This is a genomic window from Acidovorax sp. LjRoot66 (assembly GCF_964253305.1).
Taxonomy (GTDB): domain Bacteria; phylum Pseudomonadota; class Gammaproteobacteria; order Burkholderiales; family Burkholderiaceae_C; genus Acidovorax.
This window is the reverse complement of sequence record NZ_CAXUQU020000001.1, coordinates 963,275-983,422: the sequence shown is the minus strand read 5'-3', so window position 1 is coordinate 983,422 and position 20,148 is coordinate 963,275. Positions and strand designations below refer to the sequence as shown.

Sequence of the window (20,148 nt, the reverse complement as noted above, 5' to 3'; positions counted from 1 at the left end):
TTCATGCAGACTGGCCGCTCATCGCGCGCCAGAACTGTTCGGAGGTGAGGGGAAACTGCAGCGCGCATTCGCCCAGTGGCGCCAGCGCGTCGCGCGCCGCGTTCATCAGCGCGGCCGGCACGCCGATGCAGCCGGCCTCGCCCACGCCCTTGGCGCCCAGCAGGTTGTGGGGGCTGGGCGTGGCAAAGCTCTTGATGTCGATGGCGGACGGCATGTCGTCGGCGCGCGGTGCGGCGTAGTCCATCAGCGAACCGGTCACCAGTTGGCCTGCGCCGTCGTAGACCAGGCGCTCCAGCATGGCCTGGCCCAGGCCCTGGGCCAGGCCGCCGATCAACTGGCCCTTGGCCAGCTCGGGGTGAACGATGTGGCCGGCGTCGTCGACCCAGGTGATCTGCTCGATGGTGGGGCGGCCGGTGTCACGGTCCACTGCCATGCGGGCGATCACGCAGCCATAGCTCCAGGCCTCGCCGCCCGTGAAGCGGCCCGCCGAGGACAGCGGCAGCGCCTCGCCCGCCGCGCGCCGCGCCAGCAGGTCGCGGCAGGCCTGCACGATGGCGCTGCCCGCAAGGGCGGTGCTGCGGCTGGCCAGCGCGCCCACACCGGGGGGGCACAGTGCTGTGTCGCCATAGACCACGGTGATGTCCTGCTCGTCCAGCTTGAGCGCCTCGGCCGCTATGCGCGCATAGGTGGTGCCATGGCCCTGGCCCTGCGCAGGCGATCCCGTGGCCACGGTCACGCGGCCGTCTGCGTGCCAGTCCACGCGCGCCGATTCCCAGCCCACGCCACAGGGCTCGACATAGAGCGCGAGGCCGATGCCCACCACCTCGCCGTTGGCGCGGCGCTGCGCCTGCAGCACGCGCTGCTCCGCGTAGCCGAAGCGCTCGCAGGCGAGCTCCAGCGCGCGCCGGTAGTCGCCACTGTCGAACACCTCGCCGGTGGGCGTGGTGTAGGGCATGTCGGCCGCCTCCACTAGGTTGCGCCGGCGCAGTTCCACCGGGTCGATGCCCGCCGCGCGTGCGGCCTGCTCGACCAGGGTTTCCATCAGCAGCGCGGCCTCGGGCCGGCCCGCACCGCGGTAGATGGTGACCGGCGCCGTGTGCGCCAGGCCTGCACGGCCCTGCACGTCGAGCCGCGCCACGCGGTACGGCCCGGGCAGGATGCGCGCCGTGTTGCGCAGCGGCACCACGGCCGAGAACGGCAGCCAGGCACCGAGCGTGAAATGCAGCTCGGCCTGCAGTGCAGCAAAGTGCCCTTGCGCCGTGACGGACAACCGGCCGGCCAGGCGCGCGCCGCGGCCATGCATGCCGGAGGTGAACTCGTCCGAGCGCGTCGAACTCCAGCGCACCGAGGCACCTAGCCGGCGCGCGGCCAGGGGAATGGCCAGGTCTTCGGGACACAGCGAGGACTTGGCGCCAAAGGCACCGCCCACGTTGCCGGTGATGACACGCACGCGCGCTTCGTCCCAGCCGAGCGCGGCGGCAATGTCGGCCTGCGCGCGGGACGGCGACTGCGTGCCGAGGTGGACCGTGAGGCGGGCCGTTGCCGCATCGGCACCGGCATGCCAGTGCGCGAGCATGCCGCGCGGCTCCATCGACAGGGCCAGCACGCGCGGCACCTCCAGCGCGGCATGGACCTCGCAGGCCACGGCAGCATGGGCCCCCGAGGCTTCGAAGTGGTGCACCACCTCGGTCACAAGGCTCGCACCATCAAAGTCCAGCACGGGTGCCAGCGGCTCGATGTCGAGCTGCACGCAAGCTGCGGCCTGCTGCGCCTGGGCCAGCGACCGGGCGAGCACCAGCGCCACGGGCTGGCCGACATAGACCACCTCACCGCGTGCCAGCGGTTCGATGCGCGGAACGCTTGCCACGGGCAGCAGCGAATTGGGAGGAGGCATGTGGACCACACGGCCGGCCTTCGACGGGGCCAGAAGGGTTGCGGCAGTGAGCACCGCCACGACACCGCCAGACTGCTCGGCCGCCTCGGTCGCGATGGAACGCAGCCGGCCGTGCGGCAAGGGCGAGCGCACGAACACCGCGTGCAGCGCGCCCTCGGCCGCCACATCGCCGGTGTACTGCCCACGGCCCGTGAGCAGGGCGGGGTCTTCGCGGCGAAGGGGATGGAAGGCCTGGTTCAGCATGGATCGGATTAGACCGACGCACCCCTCACCGGGCAATCGCATAATTTTGAAAGACTTTGAAGTTTGCCGACACAATCGCGCCATGGATCTTCTGGACAACCCCTCCAACCTCAGCCTGCGCCAGCTGCGCGCCTTCTGGCTCGTGGCGCACGAAGGCACCATGACCCGGGCTGCGGCGCGCATGCACCTGACGATCTCGGCGCTGTCGATGCTCGTGCGCACGCTGGAGGAAGAACTTGGCGTGCGCCTGTTCGAGCGCACCACGCGCCGCATCGAGCTGACCGAGGCCGGCCGCCAGTTCCTGCCCACGGTGCGCGACGTGTTCTTCGCACTCGACTCGGGCCTGCAGACGCTGCAGGAAAGCAAGCGCCGCAAGAGCGAGCGGCTCTCGGTCGTGACCTCGCCGCTGCTGGCGGCCAGCCTGGTGCCCGAGGTCATCGCGCGCTTTCGCGAGCAGTTCCCCAACGTCACGGTGACGCTGGTGGATGCGCCCGTGGACCAGGTCGTGGCGCATGTGCGCGAGGGCAAGTCGGACTTCGGCATCTGCACCGCCGACCTGGCCTCGACAGACCTGGTCTCGCAGGTGCTCTACAAGGACACGCTGGTGCTGGCCTGCAGCCCCGACCACCCGCTGGCCGAGCGGCACGAAGCCAGCTGGGGCGACCTCACGGACCAGAGCCTGATCCTGCTGACCTCGAACACGGGCCTGCGCCGGCTGGCCGACCAGACCCTGGGCCAGCTCACGCTGCGCCTGAAGCCAGCCTTCGAGGTGGCCAACATCCAGACCGCCGTCGGCCTGGTGGCGGCGGGCCTCGGGGTCTCGGTGCTGCCGGCCTACAGCCTGTCGCGGGTCGATGGGCAGCGCGTGGTCTCGGTGCCGCTGACCGACCCCGTGGTGACGCGCGAAATCGTCGCGCTGTGCACCCGCGCACGGCCATTTTCAATGGCCGCTGAAGCATTCTTGAAGCTGTTCACAAAATACGCGGACCAGAGCACGATTTAGGCGGTTTTCGATCGGTTTTGCTGGTGTTGCCTCTGTTCAGCAGGTCAACGCACCAGTACAAAAGTAAGGCGCCCTCACATGTCCCGGCGCACACACAAGGAAACCGATCCATGAAACCCCTTTGCGGCGCCAGCCCAACCCAGGCCCCCCCATCCCCCTTGTCCCGCCGCCAGGTCCTGGTGCTGGGCGCCGGCAGCACCGCCGCCTGGCTGCACGCCACGCCATCGATGGCGAACACCTGGCCTTCCAAGCCCATCAAGATCACCACCGCAGCCTCCACCGGCAGCGGGCCCGATGTCTCGCTGCGCCTGGTGGCCGAGCAGCTGTCGCGCCGCTGGGGCCAACCCGTCATCGTCGACAACAAGCCCGGCGGCAACGGCGTGGTGGCCTTCAACGCCACGCGCAGCGCCGCCTCGGACGGCCATGAGCTGATCCACCTGGACAGCAGCATGCTGACCTCCAACATGCACCTGTACAGCCGCCTGCCCTACGACCCGCAGCGCGACTTCGCCCCCATCCGCCCGACGCTGCAGACCGACTTCTTCGTCGCGGTGGCCAAGGACAGCCCTTTCAAATCCATCGACGACATCGTGCAGGCCGCCCAGGCCGCGCCGGAGCGTGTCACCTACGGCTCGTGGGGCCTGGGCAGCCCGGGCCACCTGGGCGCGCTGCGCCTGCTGGCCGCCACCAACACGCGCATGACGCATGTGCCCTACAAGGAAATCCCGCAGCTGTTCGCCGCCGTGGCCACCGGCGAGGTGCAGTGGGCGCTGGGCAGCATCGCGAGTGCAGGGCCCATGGAGAAGTCGGGCCGCATCCGCTTCGTGGGCGTGGCGGCAGCGCAACCCTCGCCCTTTGCGCCCGGGGTGCCCGGCATGGCCGCATCGGCACAGGCCAAGGCCTTCGTGGCCAATGCCTGGTTCGGCCTGTTCGCCCCCCGCAGCACACCCAAGCCCCTGCGCGAGAGGATCGCAGCGGACATCACCGAGATACTCGCCACGCCGGACATTGCCGACCGCTACCGCACGCTGGGCTACAACCGCTTCGACCAGAAGCCCGACGAGTTCGGCGAGTACATTGGCCGGGAGACACAGCTGTGGAGCCGCGTGATCGCCGACGCCAAATTGAAGCTGGACTAGCAAGCGCGCCCGGCAAAAAAATGACGGAGACAAAAAGAAGATGATTGTACTCAAGGACATCAGCTACGTGCGCCTGGGCACGCGCGACCTCGATGGCGCCTGCCGGTACGCCAACGACATCCTGGGCCTGCGCGAAGGGCAGCGCTACGGGCCGCCCCGGCATGGCAAGGCCGTGGGCTTTCGCAGCGATGCGCGCGAGCAGACGCTGGTGTACTTCGACGGGGACCCTGCGGACCACACGACCGGTTTCGAGATCGCCTCCATGGCCGAACTGCAGTCCGCCGCCGCCGAGCTCGAGCGCCTGGGCCATGCGGTGCGCGAGGGCCGTGCCTACGAGTGCGAGCAGCGCCGCGTGCAGGCCTTCATCGGCTTCAAGGACCCGAGCGGCAACGCCATCGAGCTGGCGGTGGCGCCCTTCCACAGCGGTGTGCGTTTCTTTCCGACGCGCGACACGGGCAACACCGGTTTCTCGCACGTGGGGCTGCGCAGCACCGACCCGGCGCGCGACGAGCGCTTCTGGACCACGGTGCTCAGTGCCAAGGTCAGCGACCGCATCGGCGCCGCCCCCTTGCTGCGCATCGACGAGGTGCACCACAAGATCGCGCTGTTCCCTTCGGGCTATGCAGGGGTGCAGCACATCAACCACCAGGTGGCGTCGATCGACGACCTGATGCGCGCCTGGTATCTGCTGCAGTCGCGCGGCGTGCGCGTGGTGTTCGGCCCCGGCAAGCATCCGACCTCGGGCGCGATGTTCCTCTACTTCGAGGGGCCGGACGGCATGGTCTACGAGTTCTCGAGCGGCGTGCGCATGGTCACCGACCCGGATGCAGCGCCGCGCCAGTTCCCGTTCCACCCGACGTCGTTCTGCATGTGGGGATCGGTGCCCGACATTCCAGAATTCCGCTGATACGGATTTGCCTTCAACCGTCTAACGTCGTTGGTTCGCCTTGCCGTGCCAACGCACTGTCTGCGGCTCCCCGCCTAGTTATACGGCCGAATGAAAATCCGTAGGAAGCGCCCGCCGCCTTCGTCGCTCAATCCGCAGCGGCCACGCGCTCCATCAGTGCCAGGTAGTGCGGCAGCGGCGGCGTGGCGCGGCCGGGCACCTTGGCCAGGTCGTCGTAGCGGCGCAGCCGGATGGCCTCCTGCGCAAAGGCCTGCTCGGCAAACCGGGCGCATTCGACCAGGCCGTAGGCGCCGCCCTGCAGCTCCAGGCTGTGCTGCGACGCGGGCGAGAGCGCGGCCCAGTAGTCGGCGTCCACCGCGCACAGGTAGCGCTTGGCATCGACGTGCATGCGGATGGGCTCCAGCACCGCCTCGGGCAGCACGCCGCGCAGGAACGGCAGGGCCACGTACTGGTGCAGGTCGTCGTGGCGCGGTGCACGGGCCTCGTGCTCTGCTGCGGCGAGGGCCAGCAGGTGGCCCAGGTCGTGCAACAGGGCCGCGACGACGGTGGCGGGGGTCTCGCCGGCCTCCTCGGCCAGGTGGGCGCATTGCAGCGCGTGGTCGAGCTGGCTCACGGCCTCGCGGCCATACTGCTTCTGGCCGCGCTCGGTGAGCAGCAGGGCGATGTCGTGCTGGGTCAATGCCATGGGAAGCCTCAGATCATGGTCTTGCGGATGCGCGCCGACACCATGTCGATCAGGCTCACGGTGACCACGATGATGAGCATCACCGCGCAGGTCTCGGCGTACTGGAAGCCGCGGATGATCTCCCACAACACCACGCCGATGCCACCCGCCCCCACCATGCCCACCACCGAGGCAGAGCGCACGTTGGCCTCGAAGCGGTAGAGGGTGTAGGAGATCCACAGCGGGATCACCTGGGGGATCACGCCGTAGATGATCTCGTGCAGGGCGCTCGCCCCCGTGGAGCGGATGCCTTCCACGGGCTGCGGGTCGATGGCCTCCACGGCCTCGGAGAACAGCTTGGCCAGCGTGCCGGTGGTGTGGATCCACAGCGCCAGCACGCCGGCGAACGGGCCCAGGCCCACGGCCACCACGAAGAGCATGGCGAACACCATCTCGTTGATGGCACGGCAGGCGTCGAGCACGCGGCGCACCGGCTGGTTCACCCACCAGGGCGCGATGTTGGACGAGGCCAGCAGCGCCAACGGCACGGCGGTGACCACCGCGAGCGCCGTGCCCCACAGCGCGATCTGCAGGGTGACCAGCATCTCCTGCACGTAGATCTGCCACTGCGAGAAATTGGGCGGAAAGAACTCGGCCGCGTACTGGGCCATGTTGCCCGAATCCTTGATGAGATCGAGCGGGCGCATGTCGGCGCCCTTCCAGGATGCGGCCAGCACCACCAGCAGGATGCCCCAGGACAAGTACCAGGCGAGGCTACGCTTGGGCGCAGTGGTGCTCGCCAGGGTTGCGAGCGAGGGGGTCAGTGCAGAGGACATGGTGGGGGCTGGCCGGATGCGTTACTTGCTTGTTTGCTTGCTTACTTCAGGGAGGCCAGTTGCTGGTCGATCTCGGCCAGGCGGGTCTTCTTGTCGCCATCGGCCAGGGTGGCGTCGGCCTCGATCTTGTTGCGCTTGCCAAACAGGTCGAGCTGGCGGATGGGCATGAGCTGCGCATTGGTCGACGGCTTGAAACCCGAGAGCTTGGAGATCTTCATGACGATCTCTTTCTCGCGCGCATCGGTCTTGGCGTAGTTGTAGAAGAAGTCCTTGATCTTGGCCTTGGTGGCTTCGGGCAGGTCCTTGCGCATCACCAACGGATCGAGCGCGATCAGCGGCGAGGTCCAGACGATCTTGATGTCCTTGAACTTCTCGGGCTGGCGTTCCTTGATCTTCTCGAGGTTTTCGCTGTTGTTGGTGGCCACGTCGACCTGCTTGTTGGCCACGGCCAGGGCATTGGTCTCGTGGTTGGCGCTGCGCGCAATCTTGAAATGGGTCTTGGCGTCGATCTTGTTCTGTGCAAAGGCGTAGTAGCCGGGCACCAGGAAACCCGAGGTGGAGTTGGGATCACCGTTGCCAAAACTCAGCGACTTGCCGTTCTTGAGCACGTCGTCCAGCGTGGCCAGGGGGCTGTCCTTGTGCACGATCAGGTGCGAGTAGTAGCCCTGGGTGCCATCGGCATTGACCATCTGCGCAAACACTTCGCCATTGGCGCGGTCCACCGCCTCCATGGCCGACTTGTTGCCCAGCCATGCGACCTGCATCTTGTTGAAGCGCATGGCTTCGATGAGGCCGGCATAGTCGGAGGCGAAGAAGGCATTGATCTTCAGGCCCGTCTGCTTGGCCATGTCGTCCAGCAGGGGCTGCCAGTCGGCCTTGAGGTTTTGCGAGGCTTCGGTCGAGATCATGCCGAAGTTGATGTCCTGGGCGAGGGCGCCCGTGGTCATGCCCAGGGCGAGGGCCAGGGCTGCGCACAGTTTCTTGATCATGGATGGCTCCAGAGAGGTGACAACGGTAGGGAAAAGGGAAGCAAAAGACAGAGAACTTCAGGCGGCCTGGGCCAGCGGCTGGGCTGCCCAGCCGGAAGCCGGCTGCTGCGCCGGTGCAGGCACCACGGCCAGCGGCAGGCTGGCGCCCAGGATCTCATCGGCCTGCACGCCATAGAGCTCGCGCAGCAGCGCCGGTGTGAGGGCGGCCGAGGGGCCGTCGTAGACCACGCGGCCCTGGTGCAGCGCGACCACGCGGGGGCAGTATTTGATGGCCACGTCCACCTGGTGCAGCGAGACGACGACGGTGCTGCCGTCCTCGCGGTTGATGCGCGCCAGGATGTCCATGACCTTGCGCGAGGATTCGGGGTCGAGCGAGGCGATGGGCTCGTCGGCCAGCACCACCTTGGCGCCCTGCACCAGGGTGCGCGCAATGGCGGCGCGCTGCTGCTGCCCGCCCGAGAGGGTGGAGGCACGCTGCGCGTGGCAGTCGGCAATGCCCACGCGGGCCAGGGCCTCCAGCGCCAGGGCGCGCTCGTGCGGGCGGAACACGCGCAGCCAGCCGCGCCATTTCGGCGTGCGGTGCAGCATGCCCACCAGCACGTTCATCATCACGGGCAGGCGGTCGACCAGGTTGAATTGCTGGAACACGAAGCCCACCTGCGAGCGCACCTTGCGGATGTCGCGGTGGATGCGCCCGCCCTGCTGCACGCAGCGGCCGTCAACCTCGATCAGCGAGTGGCTGTCGCCATCGGCCACCACCAGGCCGGCCACATGGCGCAGCAGCGTGGACTTGCCCGAGCCCGAGGCGCCGATGAGCGCCACCATCTCGCCGGCATGCACCGTGAGGTCGATGTCGCGCAGCGCGTGCTTGCCGTTGGCGAAGTGCTTGTTCAGTTGTTCGATACGCAGGGCGATGGGCATGGCGGATTCCAAGTCGTCTATACAAATGCAGTGTGGAAGGCGGCTGTGACAGTGCTTTGACAGTTGCGGGAAATTTGCATGTCAAGCTACGTTCAGAGCACGCGCTGCCCTTCGCGCCAGACACCGCGCACCACGGCCTGCTGTGAGCCATCGGGCAGATCGGCCATGTGCACCTGGACCAGGTCGGCGCGCAGGCCGGGCGTGAGCTCGCCCCGGTCCTGCATGCCCGACGCGCGTGCCGGGTTGCGCGTGACGGTGGCCACGGCCTCGGGCAGCGTGAGGATGCCGTCGTGCACCAGGCGCATCACGGCGCTCAGCAGGCTGCCGGGCACATAGTCGGACGAGAGGATGTCCAGCAGGCCCTGGCGCGCCAGGTCGGCCGCCGCCACGTTGCCCGAGTGCGAGCCGCCGCGCACCACGTTGGGCCCACCCATCACGGTGAGCAGGCCGCGCTCGCGCGCGGCCTTTGCCGCCGCCAGCGTGGTCGGGAACTCGGACATGCCCGCGCCTTCGGCATGGGCCTGCTCCACGTGCGCCACCGTGGTGTCGTCGTGGCTGGCCAGGGCGATGCCGTGGGTGCGGCAGTAGTCCACGAAGTAGGCACGGTGCGGCTCGGCGTACTGGGCCTGCAGGGTGGTGGCATGCTGCACCTGGCGCTCGAACTTCTCGCTGCTCCAGCCCTTCTTGCCGGTGTAGTAGGTGCGCGCCTGCTCGATGTTCTCCCACTGGCGCTGGCCCGGGGTGTGGTCCATCAGCGAGATCAGCGACAGGCGCGGGTGGCCGTGGAAGGGGCCGAACAGGTCGATGGTGTTGGGCGCGGGCAGCTCGCAGCGCACGTGCAGGTGGTGGTCGGCGCGCAGCAGGTTGCGCTCGGTGCAGGTGTCGATGGTGTCGAGCACGCGGTTCCAGGCGCTGCCGCGCAGGCTGTCCACGTCGGCCTCGCCCACGCCCAGCGCGTCAAGCACGGTGGTGATGCCCGCTGCTGCGATCTCGGCGTCGTGTGCCAGCAGGGCCGGCATCTCGGCCCACTGCACCTTGGGGCGCGGCATCAGGTGGCGCTCGAAGTTGTCGGTGTGCACCTCCACCAGACCGGGCAGCAGGTAGTCGCCCCCGAGGTCGATGCCCTGCAGCGCGGCGGTGCCGCCCGAGGCCAGGGAGTCGATGCGCCCGCCCTGCACCGAGAGCGAGCCCTGCACCACCTCGCCGGGCAGCACCATGCGGGCGTTGTGAAAGACCACGCCAGCGCTCATGCTGCCACCCCGCGGAAGTCACCCACGTTCACGCGGCGCGTGGCGACGGCGGCACCCACGTGCGCGTCGTGGAAGATGCCGACCAGCGCGGCGCCGCGCTCCACTGCCTCCCGGACCAGGGCGATCACCGTGTCGGTGTTGGCCGCATCGAGCGACGCCGTGGGCTCGTCGAGCAGCAGCAGGGGCTTGGGCTTGATCATGTTGCGCGCGATGTTGATGCGCTGCTGCTCGCCGCCCGAGAAGGTGGCGGGCGGCAGGTGCCACAGGCGCTCGGGAATGTTCAGGCGGGTAAGCCACTGGCGCGCGGTCTCGCGCGCGGCTTCCAGTGCGTGGGCGTCGTCGCCCGCATCTTCGGCCAGGGGTTCGGCCACCACGTCGAGCGCGCTCACGCGGGGGATCACGCGCAGGAACTGGCTCACGTAGCCCACGGTGTCGCGGCGCAGTTGCACCAGTGCGCGCGGGCTGGCCTGGGTCACGTCCACCGCCGGGCCGCTGGCGGGCTGCACGGTGATGCTGCCCGCGTTGGCGCGGTAGTTGGCGTAGATCATTTTCAGCAGCGTGCTTTTGCCCATGCCCGAGGGGCCGTCGAGCACCACGCATTCGCCCGCGCCGACGGTCAGGTCCACGTTGCCGAGCACGGGCAGCTCGATGCCGTTCTGGTGGTGCAGGGTGAAGCGCTTGGCCACGCCCTTGAGCTCCAGGATGGGGAGGTTGGTGTTCATCATCATGGTTGCAGTACCGAGGAAACGAGGAGCTGGGTATAGGGGTGCTGCGGGTCGTCGAGCACCTGGTCGGTCAGGCCCGACTCGACCACGCGGCCGCGCTGCATCACCACCATGCGGTGCGCCAGCAGGCGGGCCACAGCCAGGTCATGGGTGACGACGATGGCCGCCAGCTGCATCTGCCGCGTGAGCTGGCGCAGCAGGTCCAGGAGGCGCGCCTGCACCGAGACGTCCAGGCCCGAGGTGGGTTCGTCCATGAACACCAGGCGCGGCTGGGTGACCAGGTTGCGCGCGATCTGCAGGCGCTGGCGCATGCCGCCGGAAAAAGCGCGCGGCGCGTCGTCGATGCGGCTGGCATCGATCTCCACGCGCTGCAGCCACTCGGTGGCGGTGGCGCGCAGGCGGCCATAGTGGCGCTCGCCCAGGCCCATGAGGCGCTCGCCCACATTGGCACCGGCCGACACGTCCATGCGCAGGCCGTCGGCCGCGTTCTGGTGCACGAAGCCCCAGTCGGTGCGGGCCAGAAGGCGCTGCTGCGCCTCGCTCATGCCGAGCACGTCCTGCAGGCTGCCGTCGCGGCCCTGAAACTGCACGCTGCCCGCGTCGGGCCGGCTGCGTGCGGCCACGGCGTTGAGCAGGGTGGACTTGCCCGAGCCGGACTCGCCGACCACGGCCAGCACTTCGCCGGGCCACAGGTCGAACGAGGCGTCCTGCAGCGCCACGCGCTGGCCGTAGCGCTTGCTGATGCCGCGCACGCTGAGCAGGGGGGTGGGGGATGAAAGGGTGGCGTCCATGTCAGGGCTCGATCGAGAAACTGAGGCCGTGCTGCGCAAAGCCCAGGGATTCATAGAAGGCATGCGCATCGGCGCGCTTGCGATGGGACGACAGGGCCAGTTTGTAGCAACCGGCCTCGCGCGCCTGCTGCACGGCGTGGGCCATCATCTGGCGGCCGATGCCCTGGCCCTTGCGGTCGGCGGCGACCACCACGTCCTCGACCACGGCCGAGGGGGCACCCCGGTGGGCCAGGTTGTGCATGACCAGCAGCGCGTAGGTGCCGACCACGTCGGCATCGGGTTCGGCGCCCTCGCAGGCCACCCAGAGACGGTAGCTCGGGTAGGCGCGAAACTGGGCCAGCAGGGTCCTGGCCTCGGCCAGACTGAGCACCTGCTCGGGGCTGTCCTCGATGCCCTGGTACAGGGCCAGCACTTCGTCCAGGTCGGCCTCGGTGGCCTCGCGCAGGGTCACTGTGCTCATGCGGGCGCCCCTTCGGACACCGTTGCCGCTGCGGCAGCCTGGCGCTCCTGGCAGTAGTCCGAGTCGGAACAGACGTGCATGCGCGTGCCCTGGTCGTCGGTGATGACCTCGTCGAGGAAACTGTCGGTGGCGCCGCACAGGGCGCAGGCGCAGTCCCAGCGCTGCACCTCGAAGGGGTGGTCCTCGAAGCCCAGGCTTTCCACCGGCGTGTAGGGCGGCACGGCGTAGATGCGCTTTTCGCGGCCTGCGCCAAAGAGCTGCAACGCCGGGTTCATGTGCATCTTGGGGTTGTCGAACTTGGGGATCGGCGACGGCGCCATCACGTAGCGGCCGTTGACCAGCACCGGGTAGTCGTACGTGGTGGCGATGTGGCCGTAGCGCGCGATGTCCTCATAGAGCTTGACGTGCATCAGCCCGTACTCGGCCAGGCCGTGCAGGGTGCGCGTCTCGGTCTCGCGCGGCTCCAGGCGCTGCATGGGCTCGGGCACCGGCACCTGGTAGACGAGCACCTGGCCTTCGGCCAGCGGGGTCTCGGGGATGCGGTGGCGCGTCTGGATCAGCGTCGCCTCGGTGGTGCGCGTGGTGGTGGCCACGCCCGTGGTGCGCTCGAAGAAGCGGCGGATGTTGACCGCGTTGACCGTGTCGTCCGAGCCCTGGTCGATGACCTTGAGGCAATCGTCCGGCCCGATGATGGCGGCCGTGACCTGGATGCCGCCCGTGCCCCAGCCATAGGGCAGCGGCATCTCGCGCGAGCCGAAGGGCACCTGGTAGCCGGGGATGGCCACGGCCTTGAGGATGGCCCGGCGGATCATGCGCTTGGTGCGCTCGTCCAGGTAGGCGAAGTTGAAGTGCCCGTCGGTGGGCGCGGCATCGGCGGGCAGGCCCATCAGCGCGGGCTCGTGGGGCGCGTTCATGCGTCGTCTCCCAGGGTGGTTTCTTCGGAGGGGTTGGCCGCCGCAGTGGCGCGCATGCGGCGCACCAGCTCCAGCTCGGACTGGAAGTCCACGTAGTGCGGCAGCTTCAGGTGCTGCACGAAGCCCGAGGCTTCCAGGCTGTCGCTGTGCGAGAGCACGAACTCCTGCATCTGCGCGGGCGACTCCACCGGCTCGCCCAGCTCGTCGGCGCGCAGGGCGCGGTCCACCAGGCTCATGGCCATGGCCTTGCGCTCGCTGTGGCCGAAGGCCAGGCCATAGCCGCGCGTGAACTGCGGCGGCTGGTGCTTGCTGCCCGCGAACTGGTTGACCATCTCGCATTCGGTGATTTCCATATCGCCGATGGAGATGGCAAAGCCCAGCTCTTCAGGGACGATCTCCATCGCCACCGTGCCCAGGCGCAACTCGCCCACGAAGGGGTGCGAGTGCGCATAGCCGCGCTGCGTTGAATACGCCATGGCCAGCAGAAAGCCCTCATCGCCGCGCGCCAGGTTCTGCAGCCGCGTGGCGCGGTTGGCCGGAAAGCGCAGCGGCTCGCGCGTGAGGTCGGCGGGGGCCGGGTCGCCCTCGGGGATGGGGCGGGTCTCGATCAGCCCTTCCTGGTTGAGCAGGTCCACCACGCGCGGCGTGGTGGCGGGTGCATCGACCAAGGGCGCGGGAGCTGCGGCAGCGGCCACTGCATCGCCCCGGGCCAGCAGCGTGAAGTCAAGCAGGCGCTGGGTGTAGTCGTAGGTGGGGCCGAGCACCTGGCCGCCGGGCAGGTCCTTGAAGGTGGCGGAGATGCGCCGGGTGAGCACCATGCGCGCGGTGTCCAGCGGCCGGGTGGTGCCCAGGCGCGGCAGCGTGGCACGGTAGGCACGCAGCAAAAAGATGGCTTCGACCAGGTCGCCCGAGGCCTGCTTGATGGCCAGCGCCGCGAGCTCGGGGTCGTACACCGAGCCTTCGGTCATCACCCGGTCCACGGCGAGCTTGAGCTGCGCGCGGATCTGCGCCACCGAGAGTTCGGGCTCGGCAGTATCGCCCCGGCGCTGCTCGGCCAGCAGGCGGTAGCTGTTGAGGATGGCGGTTTCCCCGCCCTTGACGGCAACGTACATGCGCTTCAGGCCTCCACGGTGGATGGTTCGATACAGGTCGTGCGTGGCAGGCCGGCGATGTGGCTGGCCGTGGCCAGCACCACGTCCACCCCGCGCGGGAAGGCGCCGTGGTTGTCGGCCCACTGCGCAGCGAAGTCACCGGGCAGGCCGGCCACGTGCAGGTGCTGCGCGTCGCGGATACCCGGGCCCGTGAGGCGCCAGGCGCCCGCGCCGTGCAGGGCCGGGGCCAGCACCGCCACGTCGATTACGCAGGTGGCGGACTGGTCGGGGTATTCGTCGCTGCCGCACTGCAGGCCGGCCAGGGCGGGCATGGCATCGCCTGCGGCCACCCAGGCAAAGCGCGCCTGTTCGGGTGCATCGACCAGCACGCAGCCGGTATGAAAGCGCAGCCACACGCCGGCCTGGCTGGCCGCCAGCCGGGGCGAAAGCCACAGCGTGCATTCGCTGTCGAGCAGGGCCAGCAGCACAGCGGCCGAGGCCGCGTGCCCGGTGGCGGGCACTTCAGCGTCGTGCACGATGGCGACCGGGGCGCCTGGCTGCGACAGTGCCTGCAGCACGGCGCGGAACACGCCCTGGCTGCCCAGGGCCTCACTGGAGAAGCCCGCACCCAGGGCGGACAGGGAGGTGGTAGGGGTCGCGCTCATTCCTGGTCCTCGTCGCTGCCGTCGTTGCTGCCGCTTTCGCGGGCCACCGTGAAAAAGTCCACCCGCGTGCTGGCCGTGCGGGCCTGGCGCTCGGACTGCACCTGGGCCAGGTGGCGGCGGATGGGGTCGAGCAGACTGGCGTCCAGCGCGGCCTGGCGCGCAGGGTCCTGCAGCAGCGCATCGGCCAGGGCGGCCAGTTGCACCTGGCGGTGCGAGCGGCCGAGCACGTAGGCCACACCCACGGTGGGCTCTCCGCCATCGGCTCCATCCACGTCCACGCGCAGTGCGCAGCGGGTGACCGTGACCTCGCCCAGGTTGAAGCGCTCGCCGGTGCCGCCAGCGCGGCCCTGCACCATCATCAGCCCGGTTTCGGGGGCACGCAGCCAGCGGGCGGGCAGTGCGGTGTGGTCGTGCAGCGCGGGCTCCAGAAGGTCGATGGGCGCCCGGGCCAGCAGCGCCATCCAGTGCGCCCGCGAGAGCGGGCGGCCCGGGCCCGGGTTGTCAAAGGCTTGAAACATGAAGGTGGTACTCTTTAAGTTGTATAGACAAATTGAACAACTGGCGCCAGCTTAGACAGCGCGCATGTAGGTTTCATGACAGCCACCACCAGCACACAAGTTCTTGCCAACCCCGCCCCTACCGCACGCACGGCACGCCCGGCACGCGACAGCTTCTGGACCCGCATTGCCGCCGAACTGGCCGAGGCCATCGGCAGCGGCATCTACCCTCCGGGCCAGCGCCTGCCCTCGGAACATGCCTTGGCCGAGCAGTTCGGCGTGAACCGGCACACCATCCGCCGCTCGCTGGCCAGCCTGTGCAGCCAGGGGCTGGTGCGCATCACGCAGGGCAGCGGCACCTATGTGGAGGACTTCGCGGTGGACCTGGCACTGGGCAAGCGGGTGCGCCACCAGCAGGGCCTGGCCCAGGCCGGCCTGCGCGGCAGCCTGGTGGTGCTGCAGGAGCAGACGGTGCGCGCCACGTCCGCGCTGGCCAAGGCCCTGCAGGTGCCGGCCCGCAGCCCGCTGCTGCAGTTGCGCGTGATTGGCCAGGCCGAGGGCCAGCCGCTGCACGTGAGCGAGCGCTACTTTCCCCTGCCCCGCTTCGAGGGCCTGGCCACCATGGTGCGCGAGACCGGCTCCATCACCGCCGGCTTCACCGCGCACGGTGTGGCCGACTACACCCGGCGCGAGAGCCGCATCACCGCCGAGCTGCCCGATGCTGCCGTGGCCGCCGAGCTGCGCCAGCCCGCCACGCGCCCGGTGCTGCTGGTCGAGAGCCTGAACGTCGACCTGGCCGGCACGCCCATCGAATGGGCGCGCGCCTGGTTTGCGGGCGACCGCGTCAAACTCACCATCACCCATGACGACGAGTAACACCCCCTCCCCCACCGCCGCCCACCACCGCTATGCGGTGTACTTCGCGCCCAACCCCGGCACCCTGGCCTGGCTCGCTGGCAGCCACTGGCTGGGCCGCTGCGCCGCGCTGCTGCAGCCCATGCAGCCACTGGACATCCACGGCGTGGCCCGGGAAGAACTGGAGCGGCTGACCGCCGCCCCGCGCCGCTACGGCTGGCATGCCACGCTCAAGGCCCCGTTTGCGCTGGCGCCGGGCGTGGACTGGCTCACGCTGCACCATGCCGTGCAGACGCTGGCCCAGGGGCTGCGGCCGTTCAGCATGCCGCCCATGCAGGTCGAGCGCATCGGCGATTTCCTCGCACTGGTGCCCGTGGCCGCGCACCCGGCCAACGCCGAGATCCAGGCCGCAGCCGCTGCCTGTGTGACGCAACTGCAGCCGCTGGCGGCAGCGCTGTCAGAAGGGGAGCTGGCGCGCCGCCGCGCCGCCGGGCTCACACCCCGGCAGGATGCACTGCTGCAGCAGTGGGGCTACCCCTTCGTGCTGGAGGAGTTCCGCTTCCACTTGTCGCTGACCGGCTCGCTCGCGGCTGCGGATGACGAGACCGTGGAGCTGGTGCAGGACGCTGCCGACCAGTTCTTTGCCGACCTGCCGCCGCTGCGCTTTGGCAGCCTGGCCCTGTTCGCCGAACCCACGCCGGGAGCCGACTTCGTGCTGCTGGACCACCTGGAGCTCGGCGCATGAGCACCACAGCGAAATTGCTGTATTTCATGGGCCCCTCGGGCGCCGGCAAGGACAGCCTGCTCGACTGGCTGCGCCAGCACCTGCCCGCCGGCCTGCCCGTGCAGTGGGCGCGGCGCACCATCAGCCGCCCGGCCAGCCCCGGTGGCGAAGCGCATGAAAGCACCACGCCCGACGCCCACGCCGCGCTGCGCGCCGCCGGTGCGTTTGCCCTGCACTGGGAGGCCAACGGCCTGGCCTATGGCGTGCGCCATGCCGAGCTGGCGCCGCTGGGCCAGGGCCGCTGGCTGCTGGTGAACGGTTCACGCGCCTACCTGCCCGAGGCGCTGCAGCGCTACCCGGCCCTGGTGGCCGTGCACATCACGGCCAGCCCGGACGTGCTGCGCCAGCGCATCCTTTTGCGCGGCCGGGAAAGTTCTGACGAAGTGGAGCAGCGCGTGCAGCGCGCGCTGCGCTTCCTGGCGCCACCGGGCACGGCCGGCATCGAGGTGCGCAACGACACCAGCCTGGACGCGGCGGGCCGGCAGTTGCTGCAGGCCCTGGAAAGGCTGCCCGGCTGGCCAGGCCTGGTCAACGCCCCGGTGGGGTGAAATCCGCCCGCGCCTTGAGCGCCTTCTCGCGCGCATGGCAGCCTTCGAGGTGGTCGTTGACCAGGCCCATGGCCTGCATGAAGGCATACACGGTGGTGGGGCCGACAAAGCTCCAGCCGCGCTTCTTGAGGTCCTTGGACATCGCGGTGGAGCCTGGCGAGGTGATGAAGGTGCGCGCCACCTCGCGCGTGATGCGCTCGGGCCGCTCGCCAGCGGCGGGCTCGTACTGCCAGGCGTAGCGCGCAAGCGAGCCGAATTCCTGCCTGAGCTCCAACACACGCTTGGCGTTGTTGATGGTCGAGACGATCTTGCCCCGGTGGCGCACGATGGCTGCGTCCTGCACCAGGCGCTCCACGTCGGAGTCAGTGAACTCTGCGACCTGCTCGGCATCGAACTGCGCGAACGCCGCCCGAAATCCCTCGCGCTTGTTCAGGATGGTGAGCCAGCTCAGGCCCGACTGGAAGCCCTCCAGGCACAGCTTCTCGAACAGGCGCCGGTCGTCCGCCACCGGAAAACCCCATTCGCTGTCATGGTAGTGGCGGTACAGCGGCGTGGCCTGGCACCAGGTGCAGCGCGGGCAGCCTGCGTCGTCGGCGAACAGGCCGTCGGGAATCTCGGGGGTGGCGGTGGCTTCGGTCATGGACGGGATTCTAGGAATTCCATCCGCCATGCTGCTGACAGGCCCTAAACTGAACACCGGATATGCCACAGCCATTCGCTTCACGTTCCGTCCCGCTCCGCCTTGGCGCCGCACTGTCTGCCTTCATTGCCAGCCTGGCCCTGGCCGGCTGCGCCAGCAATGGCAATGCCCTGGGCTACTACTGGCAATCGGTGCGCGGCCATGTGCAGCTGATGCGCTCGGCCGAGCCGCTGGAGGACTGGATCGCGCGCACCGACATCCCGCTGCCGCTGCGCGAGCGCCTGCAACTGGCCCAGCGCGCCCGCGCCTTCGCGGTGACCGAACTGGGCCTGCCCGACAACCCGAGCTACCGCCGCTATGCGGACTTGAAGCGCCCGGCCGCCGTGTGGAACGTGGTCGCCGCGCCGCCCTATTCGCTGACGCTGCACACCTGGTGCTTCCCGGTGACGGGCTGCATCGGCTACCGGGGCTATTTCGACGAGGCGGACGCGAAGGCCGAGGCCGGCCGGCTGACGCAGGAAGGCCTGGAGGTCGAGGTCTATGGCGTGCCCGCCTATTCCACCCTGGGCTACATGAACTGGGCCGGGGGCGATCCGCTGCTGAGCACCTTCATCGGCTGGCCCGAAGGCGAATTCGTGCGCCTGCTCTTCCACGAGCTGGCGCACCAAGTGGTCTACGCCAAGGGCGACACGCTGTTCAATGAATCCTTTGCCACCGCCGTGGAGCGGCTGGGCAGCGCACGCTGGCTGGCCCAGCAGGCCACGCCCCAGGCCAGCACCGCCTTCGTGGCCAGCGAGGCGCGCCGGCGCGAGTTCCGCGCGCTGACCCAGGCCACGCGCGAACGCCTGGCCAGGATCTATGCCCAGGAAGGCATGCCGGAAAGGGAGGCGCAGAAGGCCGCTGCCATGCAGTCCTTTCGCGCCGACTATGCGGCCCTGCGCGAGCGCTGGCAGGCCACGCCGGCCCAGACGGCCGGCTACGACCGCTGGGTATCCAGCGCCAACAATGCCAGCTTTGCGGCCCAGGCGGCCTACAACGAGTTCGTCCCCGCCTTCGAGGCGATCTTCGAGCGCGAGGGGCGCGACTGGCACCGGTTCTATGATGCGGTGCGTGTACTGAGTGAACAACCCCAGGCACAGCGCCACGAGGCGCTGCGCCAATTGCTACCCAACCAGGAGACCCCCGGTGCCTGACATCCATATCCACCGCGAACACCAACTGGGCTTCAAGCAGGCCCGCAAAGTCGCTTTTTCCTGGGCCGAGAAGGCCGAGGAGAAGTTCGACATGGAATGCACCTACGAAGAGGGCGAGACCGAGGACACGCTGCACTTCAGCCGCTCCGGGGTCAAGGGCACCCTGCTGGTGGATGCCAACCAGTTCGAGATGAAGGCGCAACTGGGCTTTCTGTTCGGCGCGTTCAAGGACCGCATCGAAGCAGAGATCGGCGAGCAGCTCGATGCCCTGCTGAACGCCCCCCCGCCCGCCGCCAAAAAGGCCGCGCCGAAAAAGAAGGCCGCCGACGACGCGAAACCCGCCAAGGCGGCCGCAGCCAAGGCACCGGCCAAAGCCAAAAAGGCCTGAGCCCTCCATGGCCGCGCCCGCGTTCGACACGTTCAGCGACCTGCTGCACACGCGCTACAGCTGCCGCGCCTTTCTGCCTGAGCCGCTGCCCCGCGCCACCACTGAGAGCATCCTGGCCACGGCGCAGCGCACGGCATCGTGGTGCAACGCCCAGCCCTGGCAGGTGCACATCGCCAGCGGCGAAACCCTGGAGCGCCTGCGCAGCGCCTTCCAGGAGCGCATTGCCAGCACACCGCCGGAGCCCGACCTGCCCTGGCCGCGTGAGTACCGAGGCGTGTACCAGGAGCGCCGGCGCGAATGCGGCTACGGCCTGTACGAAGCGCTGGGTATTGCCAAGGGTGACCGGGCCGCATCGGCGCGCCAGGCGGCCGAAAATTTCAGCATGTTCGGTGCGCCGCACGTGGCCATTGTGAGCAGCGACGAGGCGTTGGGTGTGTATGGCGCGGTGGACTGCGGCGCCTACGTCGCCAACTTTTTGCTGGCCGCGCACAGCCTGGGCGTGGCTTCGGTGCCGCAGGCGGCGCTGGCCTCGTACCCCGGTGTGCTGCGCGAGGTGCTGGGCATCGGCGAGGACCGCACCATCGTCTGCGGCATCTCTTTCGGCCTGGCCGACCCGGCGCACCCGGCCAACCAGTTCCGCACCACGCGGGCGGATCCGGCCAGCAGCGTGGTCTGGCGCGACTGAGCTACAGCCCCGGGGCAGGACAGAGCCTCGCCTGTGACCCCACCGAGCAGCCTGCCGGTCACTGGA

The 20,148-nt window shown here is 69.2% G+C and carries 23 protein-coding genes; 9 read left to right on the top strand and 14 right to left on the bottom strand.

The window, feature by feature from the left end; genetic code table 11:
• Nucleotide 1 precedes the first annotated feature (1 nt).
• Complete coding sequence (locus ACSQ3Y_RS04670) at nt 2-2,137, bottom strand: xanthine dehydrogenase family protein molybdopterin-binding subunit (RefSeq protein WP_436176569.1); 2,136 nt, start codon at nt 2,135-2,137, stop codon at nt 2-4.
• 82 nt (nt 2,138-2,219) lie between these two features.
• Here ACSQ3Y_RS04670 and ACSQ3Y_RS04665 point away from each other — a divergent pair, with 82 nt between their 5' ends.
• The 3 genes from ACSQ3Y_RS04665 to ACSQ3Y_RS04655 all read left to right on the top strand — a co-directional run bounded on the left by ACSQ3Y_RS04665 (nt 2,220) and on the right by ACSQ3Y_RS04655 (nt 5,186).
• Nucleotides 2,220-3,140: a LysR family transcriptional regulator gene (locus tag ACSQ3Y_RS04665; protein ID WP_436176568.1), complete on the top strand. Its 921-nt coding sequence runs from the start codon at nt 2,220-2,222 to the stop codon at nt 3,138-3,140.
• 110 nt (nt 3,141-3,250) lie between these two features.
• Nucleotides 3,251-4,279 carry a Bug family tripartite tricarboxylate transporter substrate binding protein gene (locus tag ACSQ3Y_RS04660; protein WP_436176567.1) on the top strand — a complete coding sequence of 343 codons (1,029 nt, stop codon included), beginning with the start codon at nt 3,251-3,253 and terminating at the stop codon, nt 4,277-4,279.
• Nucleotides 4,280-4,319: 40 nt separating this feature from the next.
• The gene (locus ACSQ3Y_RS04655) at nt 4,320-5,186 is read left to right on the top strand and encodes a VOC family protein (RefSeq protein ID WP_436176566.1); all 867 of its coding nucleotides are present in this window, start codon (nt 4,320-4,322) and stop codon (nt 5,184-5,186) included.
• A gap of 127 nt (nt 5,187-5,313) precedes the next feature.
• Here the strand turns inward: ACSQ3Y_RS04655 and ACSQ3Y_RS04650 are convergent, their stop codons facing one another.
• The 12 genes from ACSQ3Y_RS04650 to phnG form a co-directional block, all read right to left on the bottom strand.
• The gene (locus tag ACSQ3Y_RS04650; RefSeq protein WP_436176565.1) at nt 5,314-5,871 is read right to left on the bottom strand and encodes a phosphonate degradation HD-domain oxygenase; all 558 of its coding nucleotides are present in this window, start codon (nt 5,869-5,871) and stop codon (nt 5,314-5,316) included.
• An 8-nt stretch (nt 5,872-5,879) separates the two neighbouring features.
• Complete coding sequence (gene phnE, locus ACSQ3Y_RS04645) at nt 5,880-6,686, bottom strand: phosphonate ABC transporter, permease protein PhnE (RefSeq protein ID WP_057199866.1); 807 nt, start codon at nt 6,684-6,686, stop codon at nt 5,880-5,882.
• Nucleotides 6,687-6,727: 41 nt separating this feature from the next.
• On the bottom strand, nt 6,728-7,675 hold the full coding sequence (gene phnD, locus ACSQ3Y_RS04640) for a phosphonate ABC transporter substrate-binding protein (protein ID WP_057199865.1): 948 nt from the start codon (nt 7,673-7,675) through the stop codon (nt 6,728-6,730).
• A 57-nt stretch (nt 7,676-7,732) separates the two neighbouring features.
• Complete coding sequence (gene phnC, locus ACSQ3Y_RS04635; protein WP_057200223.1) at nt 7,733-8,596, bottom strand: phosphonate ABC transporter ATP-binding protein; 864 nt, start codon at nt 8,594-8,596, stop codon at nt 7,733-7,735.
• A 92-nt stretch (nt 8,597-8,688) separates the two neighbouring features.
• A complete protein-coding gene (locus ACSQ3Y_RS04630) occupies nt 8,689-9,846 on the bottom strand; it encodes an alpha-D-ribose 1-methylphosphonate 5-triphosphate diphosphatase (RefSeq protein ID WP_436176564.1) in 1,158 nt (385 codons plus the stop codon).
• Nucleotides 9,843-10,574: a phosphonate C-P lyase system protein PhnL gene (gene phnL / locus ACSQ3Y_RS04625; RefSeq protein WP_057199863.1), complete on the bottom strand. Its 732-nt coding sequence runs from the start codon at nt 10,572-10,574 to the stop codon at nt 9,843-9,845. Before phnL ends, ACSQ3Y_RS04630 begins: the two co-directional genes overlap by 4 nt.
• On the bottom strand, nt 10,571-11,362 hold the full coding sequence (gene phnK / locus ACSQ3Y_RS04620) for a phosphonate C-P lyase system protein PhnK (RefSeq protein WP_057199862.1): 792 nt from the start codon (nt 11,360-11,362) through the stop codon (nt 10,571-10,573). Before phnK ends, phnL begins: the two co-directional genes overlap by 4 nt.
• Nucleotide 11,363: 1 nt before the next feature.
• A complete protein-coding gene (locus tag ACSQ3Y_RS04615) occupies nt 11,364-11,822 on the bottom strand; it encodes an N-acetyltransferase family protein (RefSeq protein ID WP_436176563.1) in 459 nt (152 codons plus the stop codon).
• Nucleotides 11,819-12,736 carry an alpha-D-ribose 1-methylphosphonate 5-phosphate C-P-lyase PhnJ gene (locus ACSQ3Y_RS04610; protein ID WP_057199860.1) on the bottom strand — a complete coding sequence of 306 codons (918 nt, stop codon included), beginning with the start codon at nt 12,734-12,736 and terminating at the stop codon, nt 11,819-11,821. The genes ACSQ3Y_RS04615 and ACSQ3Y_RS04610 overlap by 4 nt, the downstream gene beginning before the upstream one ends.
• Nucleotides 12,733-13,848, bottom strand: a complete 1,116-nt coding sequence (locus ACSQ3Y_RS04605) for a carbon-phosphorus lyase complex subunit PhnI (RefSeq protein WP_057266502.1) — start codon at nt 13,846-13,848, stop codon at nt 12,733-12,735. Before ACSQ3Y_RS04605 ends, ACSQ3Y_RS04610 begins: the two co-directional genes overlap by 4 nt.
• Before the next feature lie 5 nt (nt 13,849-13,853).
• The gene (gene phnH / locus ACSQ3Y_RS04600; protein ID WP_428002694.1) at nt 13,854-14,492 is read right to left on the bottom strand and encodes a phosphonate C-P lyase system protein PhnH; all 639 of its coding nucleotides are present in this window, start codon (nt 14,490-14,492) and stop codon (nt 13,854-13,856) included.
• Nucleotides 14,489-15,010, bottom strand: a complete 522-nt coding sequence (gene phnG / locus ACSQ3Y_RS04595; protein ID WP_436176562.1) for a phosphonate C-P lyase system protein PhnG — start codon at nt 15,008-15,010, stop codon at nt 14,489-14,491. Before phnG ends, phnH begins: the two co-directional genes overlap by 4 nt.
• Before the next feature lie 75 nt (nt 15,011-15,085).
• Between phnG and phnF the strand changes: the two genes are divergently transcribed.
• From phnF to phnN, 3 genes are read left to right on the top strand one after another with little or no spacing between them, the layout of a single operon-like run.
• On the top strand, nt 15,086-15,865 hold the full coding sequence (gene phnF, locus ACSQ3Y_RS04590; protein WP_436176561.1) for a phosphonate metabolism transcriptional regulator PhnF: 780 nt from the start codon (nt 15,086-15,088) through the stop codon (nt 15,863-15,865).
• Entirely contained in the window at nt 15,852-16,589 is a 738-nt protein-coding gene (locus ACSQ3Y_RS04585) for a DUF1045 domain-containing protein (protein ID WP_436176560.1), read from the top strand. The genes phnF and ACSQ3Y_RS04585 overlap by 14 nt, the downstream gene beginning before the upstream one ends.
• Nucleotides 16,586-17,176 (top strand): phosphonate metabolism protein/1,5-bisphosphokinase (PRPP-forming) PhnN, encoded by a 591-nt coding sequence (phnN, locus tag ACSQ3Y_RS04580; RefSeq protein WP_428002698.1) that lies wholly within the window; start codon nt 16,586-16,588, stop codon nt 17,174-17,176. The genes ACSQ3Y_RS04585 and phnN overlap by 4 nt, the downstream gene beginning before the upstream one ends.
• On the opposite strand, the gene ACSQ3Y_RS04575 is transcribed toward phnN, so the two are convergent.
• On the bottom strand, nt 17,157-17,816 hold the full coding sequence (locus ACSQ3Y_RS04575) for a DNA-3-methyladenine glycosylase I (protein WP_428002699.1): 660 nt from the start codon (nt 17,814-17,816) through the stop codon (nt 17,157-17,159). The genes phnN and ACSQ3Y_RS04575 overlap by 20 nt on opposite strands.
• A 62-nt stretch (nt 17,817-17,878) precedes the next feature.
• Between ACSQ3Y_RS04575 and ACSQ3Y_RS04570 the strand changes: the two genes are divergently transcribed.
• From ACSQ3Y_RS04570 to ACSQ3Y_RS04560, 3 genes are read left to right on the top strand one after another with little or no spacing between them, the layout of a single operon-like run.
• A complete protein-coding gene (locus ACSQ3Y_RS04570; protein ID WP_436176559.1) occupies nt 17,879-19,009 on the top strand; it encodes an aminopeptidase in 1,131 nt (376 codons plus the stop codon).
• Nucleotides 19,002-19,397, top strand: a complete 396-nt coding sequence (locus ACSQ3Y_RS04565) for a polyhydroxyalkanoic acid system family protein (RefSeq protein ID WP_057199851.1) — start codon at nt 19,002-19,004, stop codon at nt 19,395-19,397. The genes ACSQ3Y_RS04570 and ACSQ3Y_RS04565 overlap by 8 nt, the downstream gene beginning before the upstream one ends.
• A gap of 7 nt (nt 19,398-19,404) precedes the next feature.
• Nucleotides 19,405-20,082, top strand: a complete 678-nt coding sequence (locus ACSQ3Y_RS04560) for a nitroreductase (RefSeq protein ID WP_057266510.1) — start codon at nt 19,405-19,407, stop codon at nt 20,080-20,082.
• Nucleotides 20,083-20,148 lie beyond the last annotated feature (66 nt).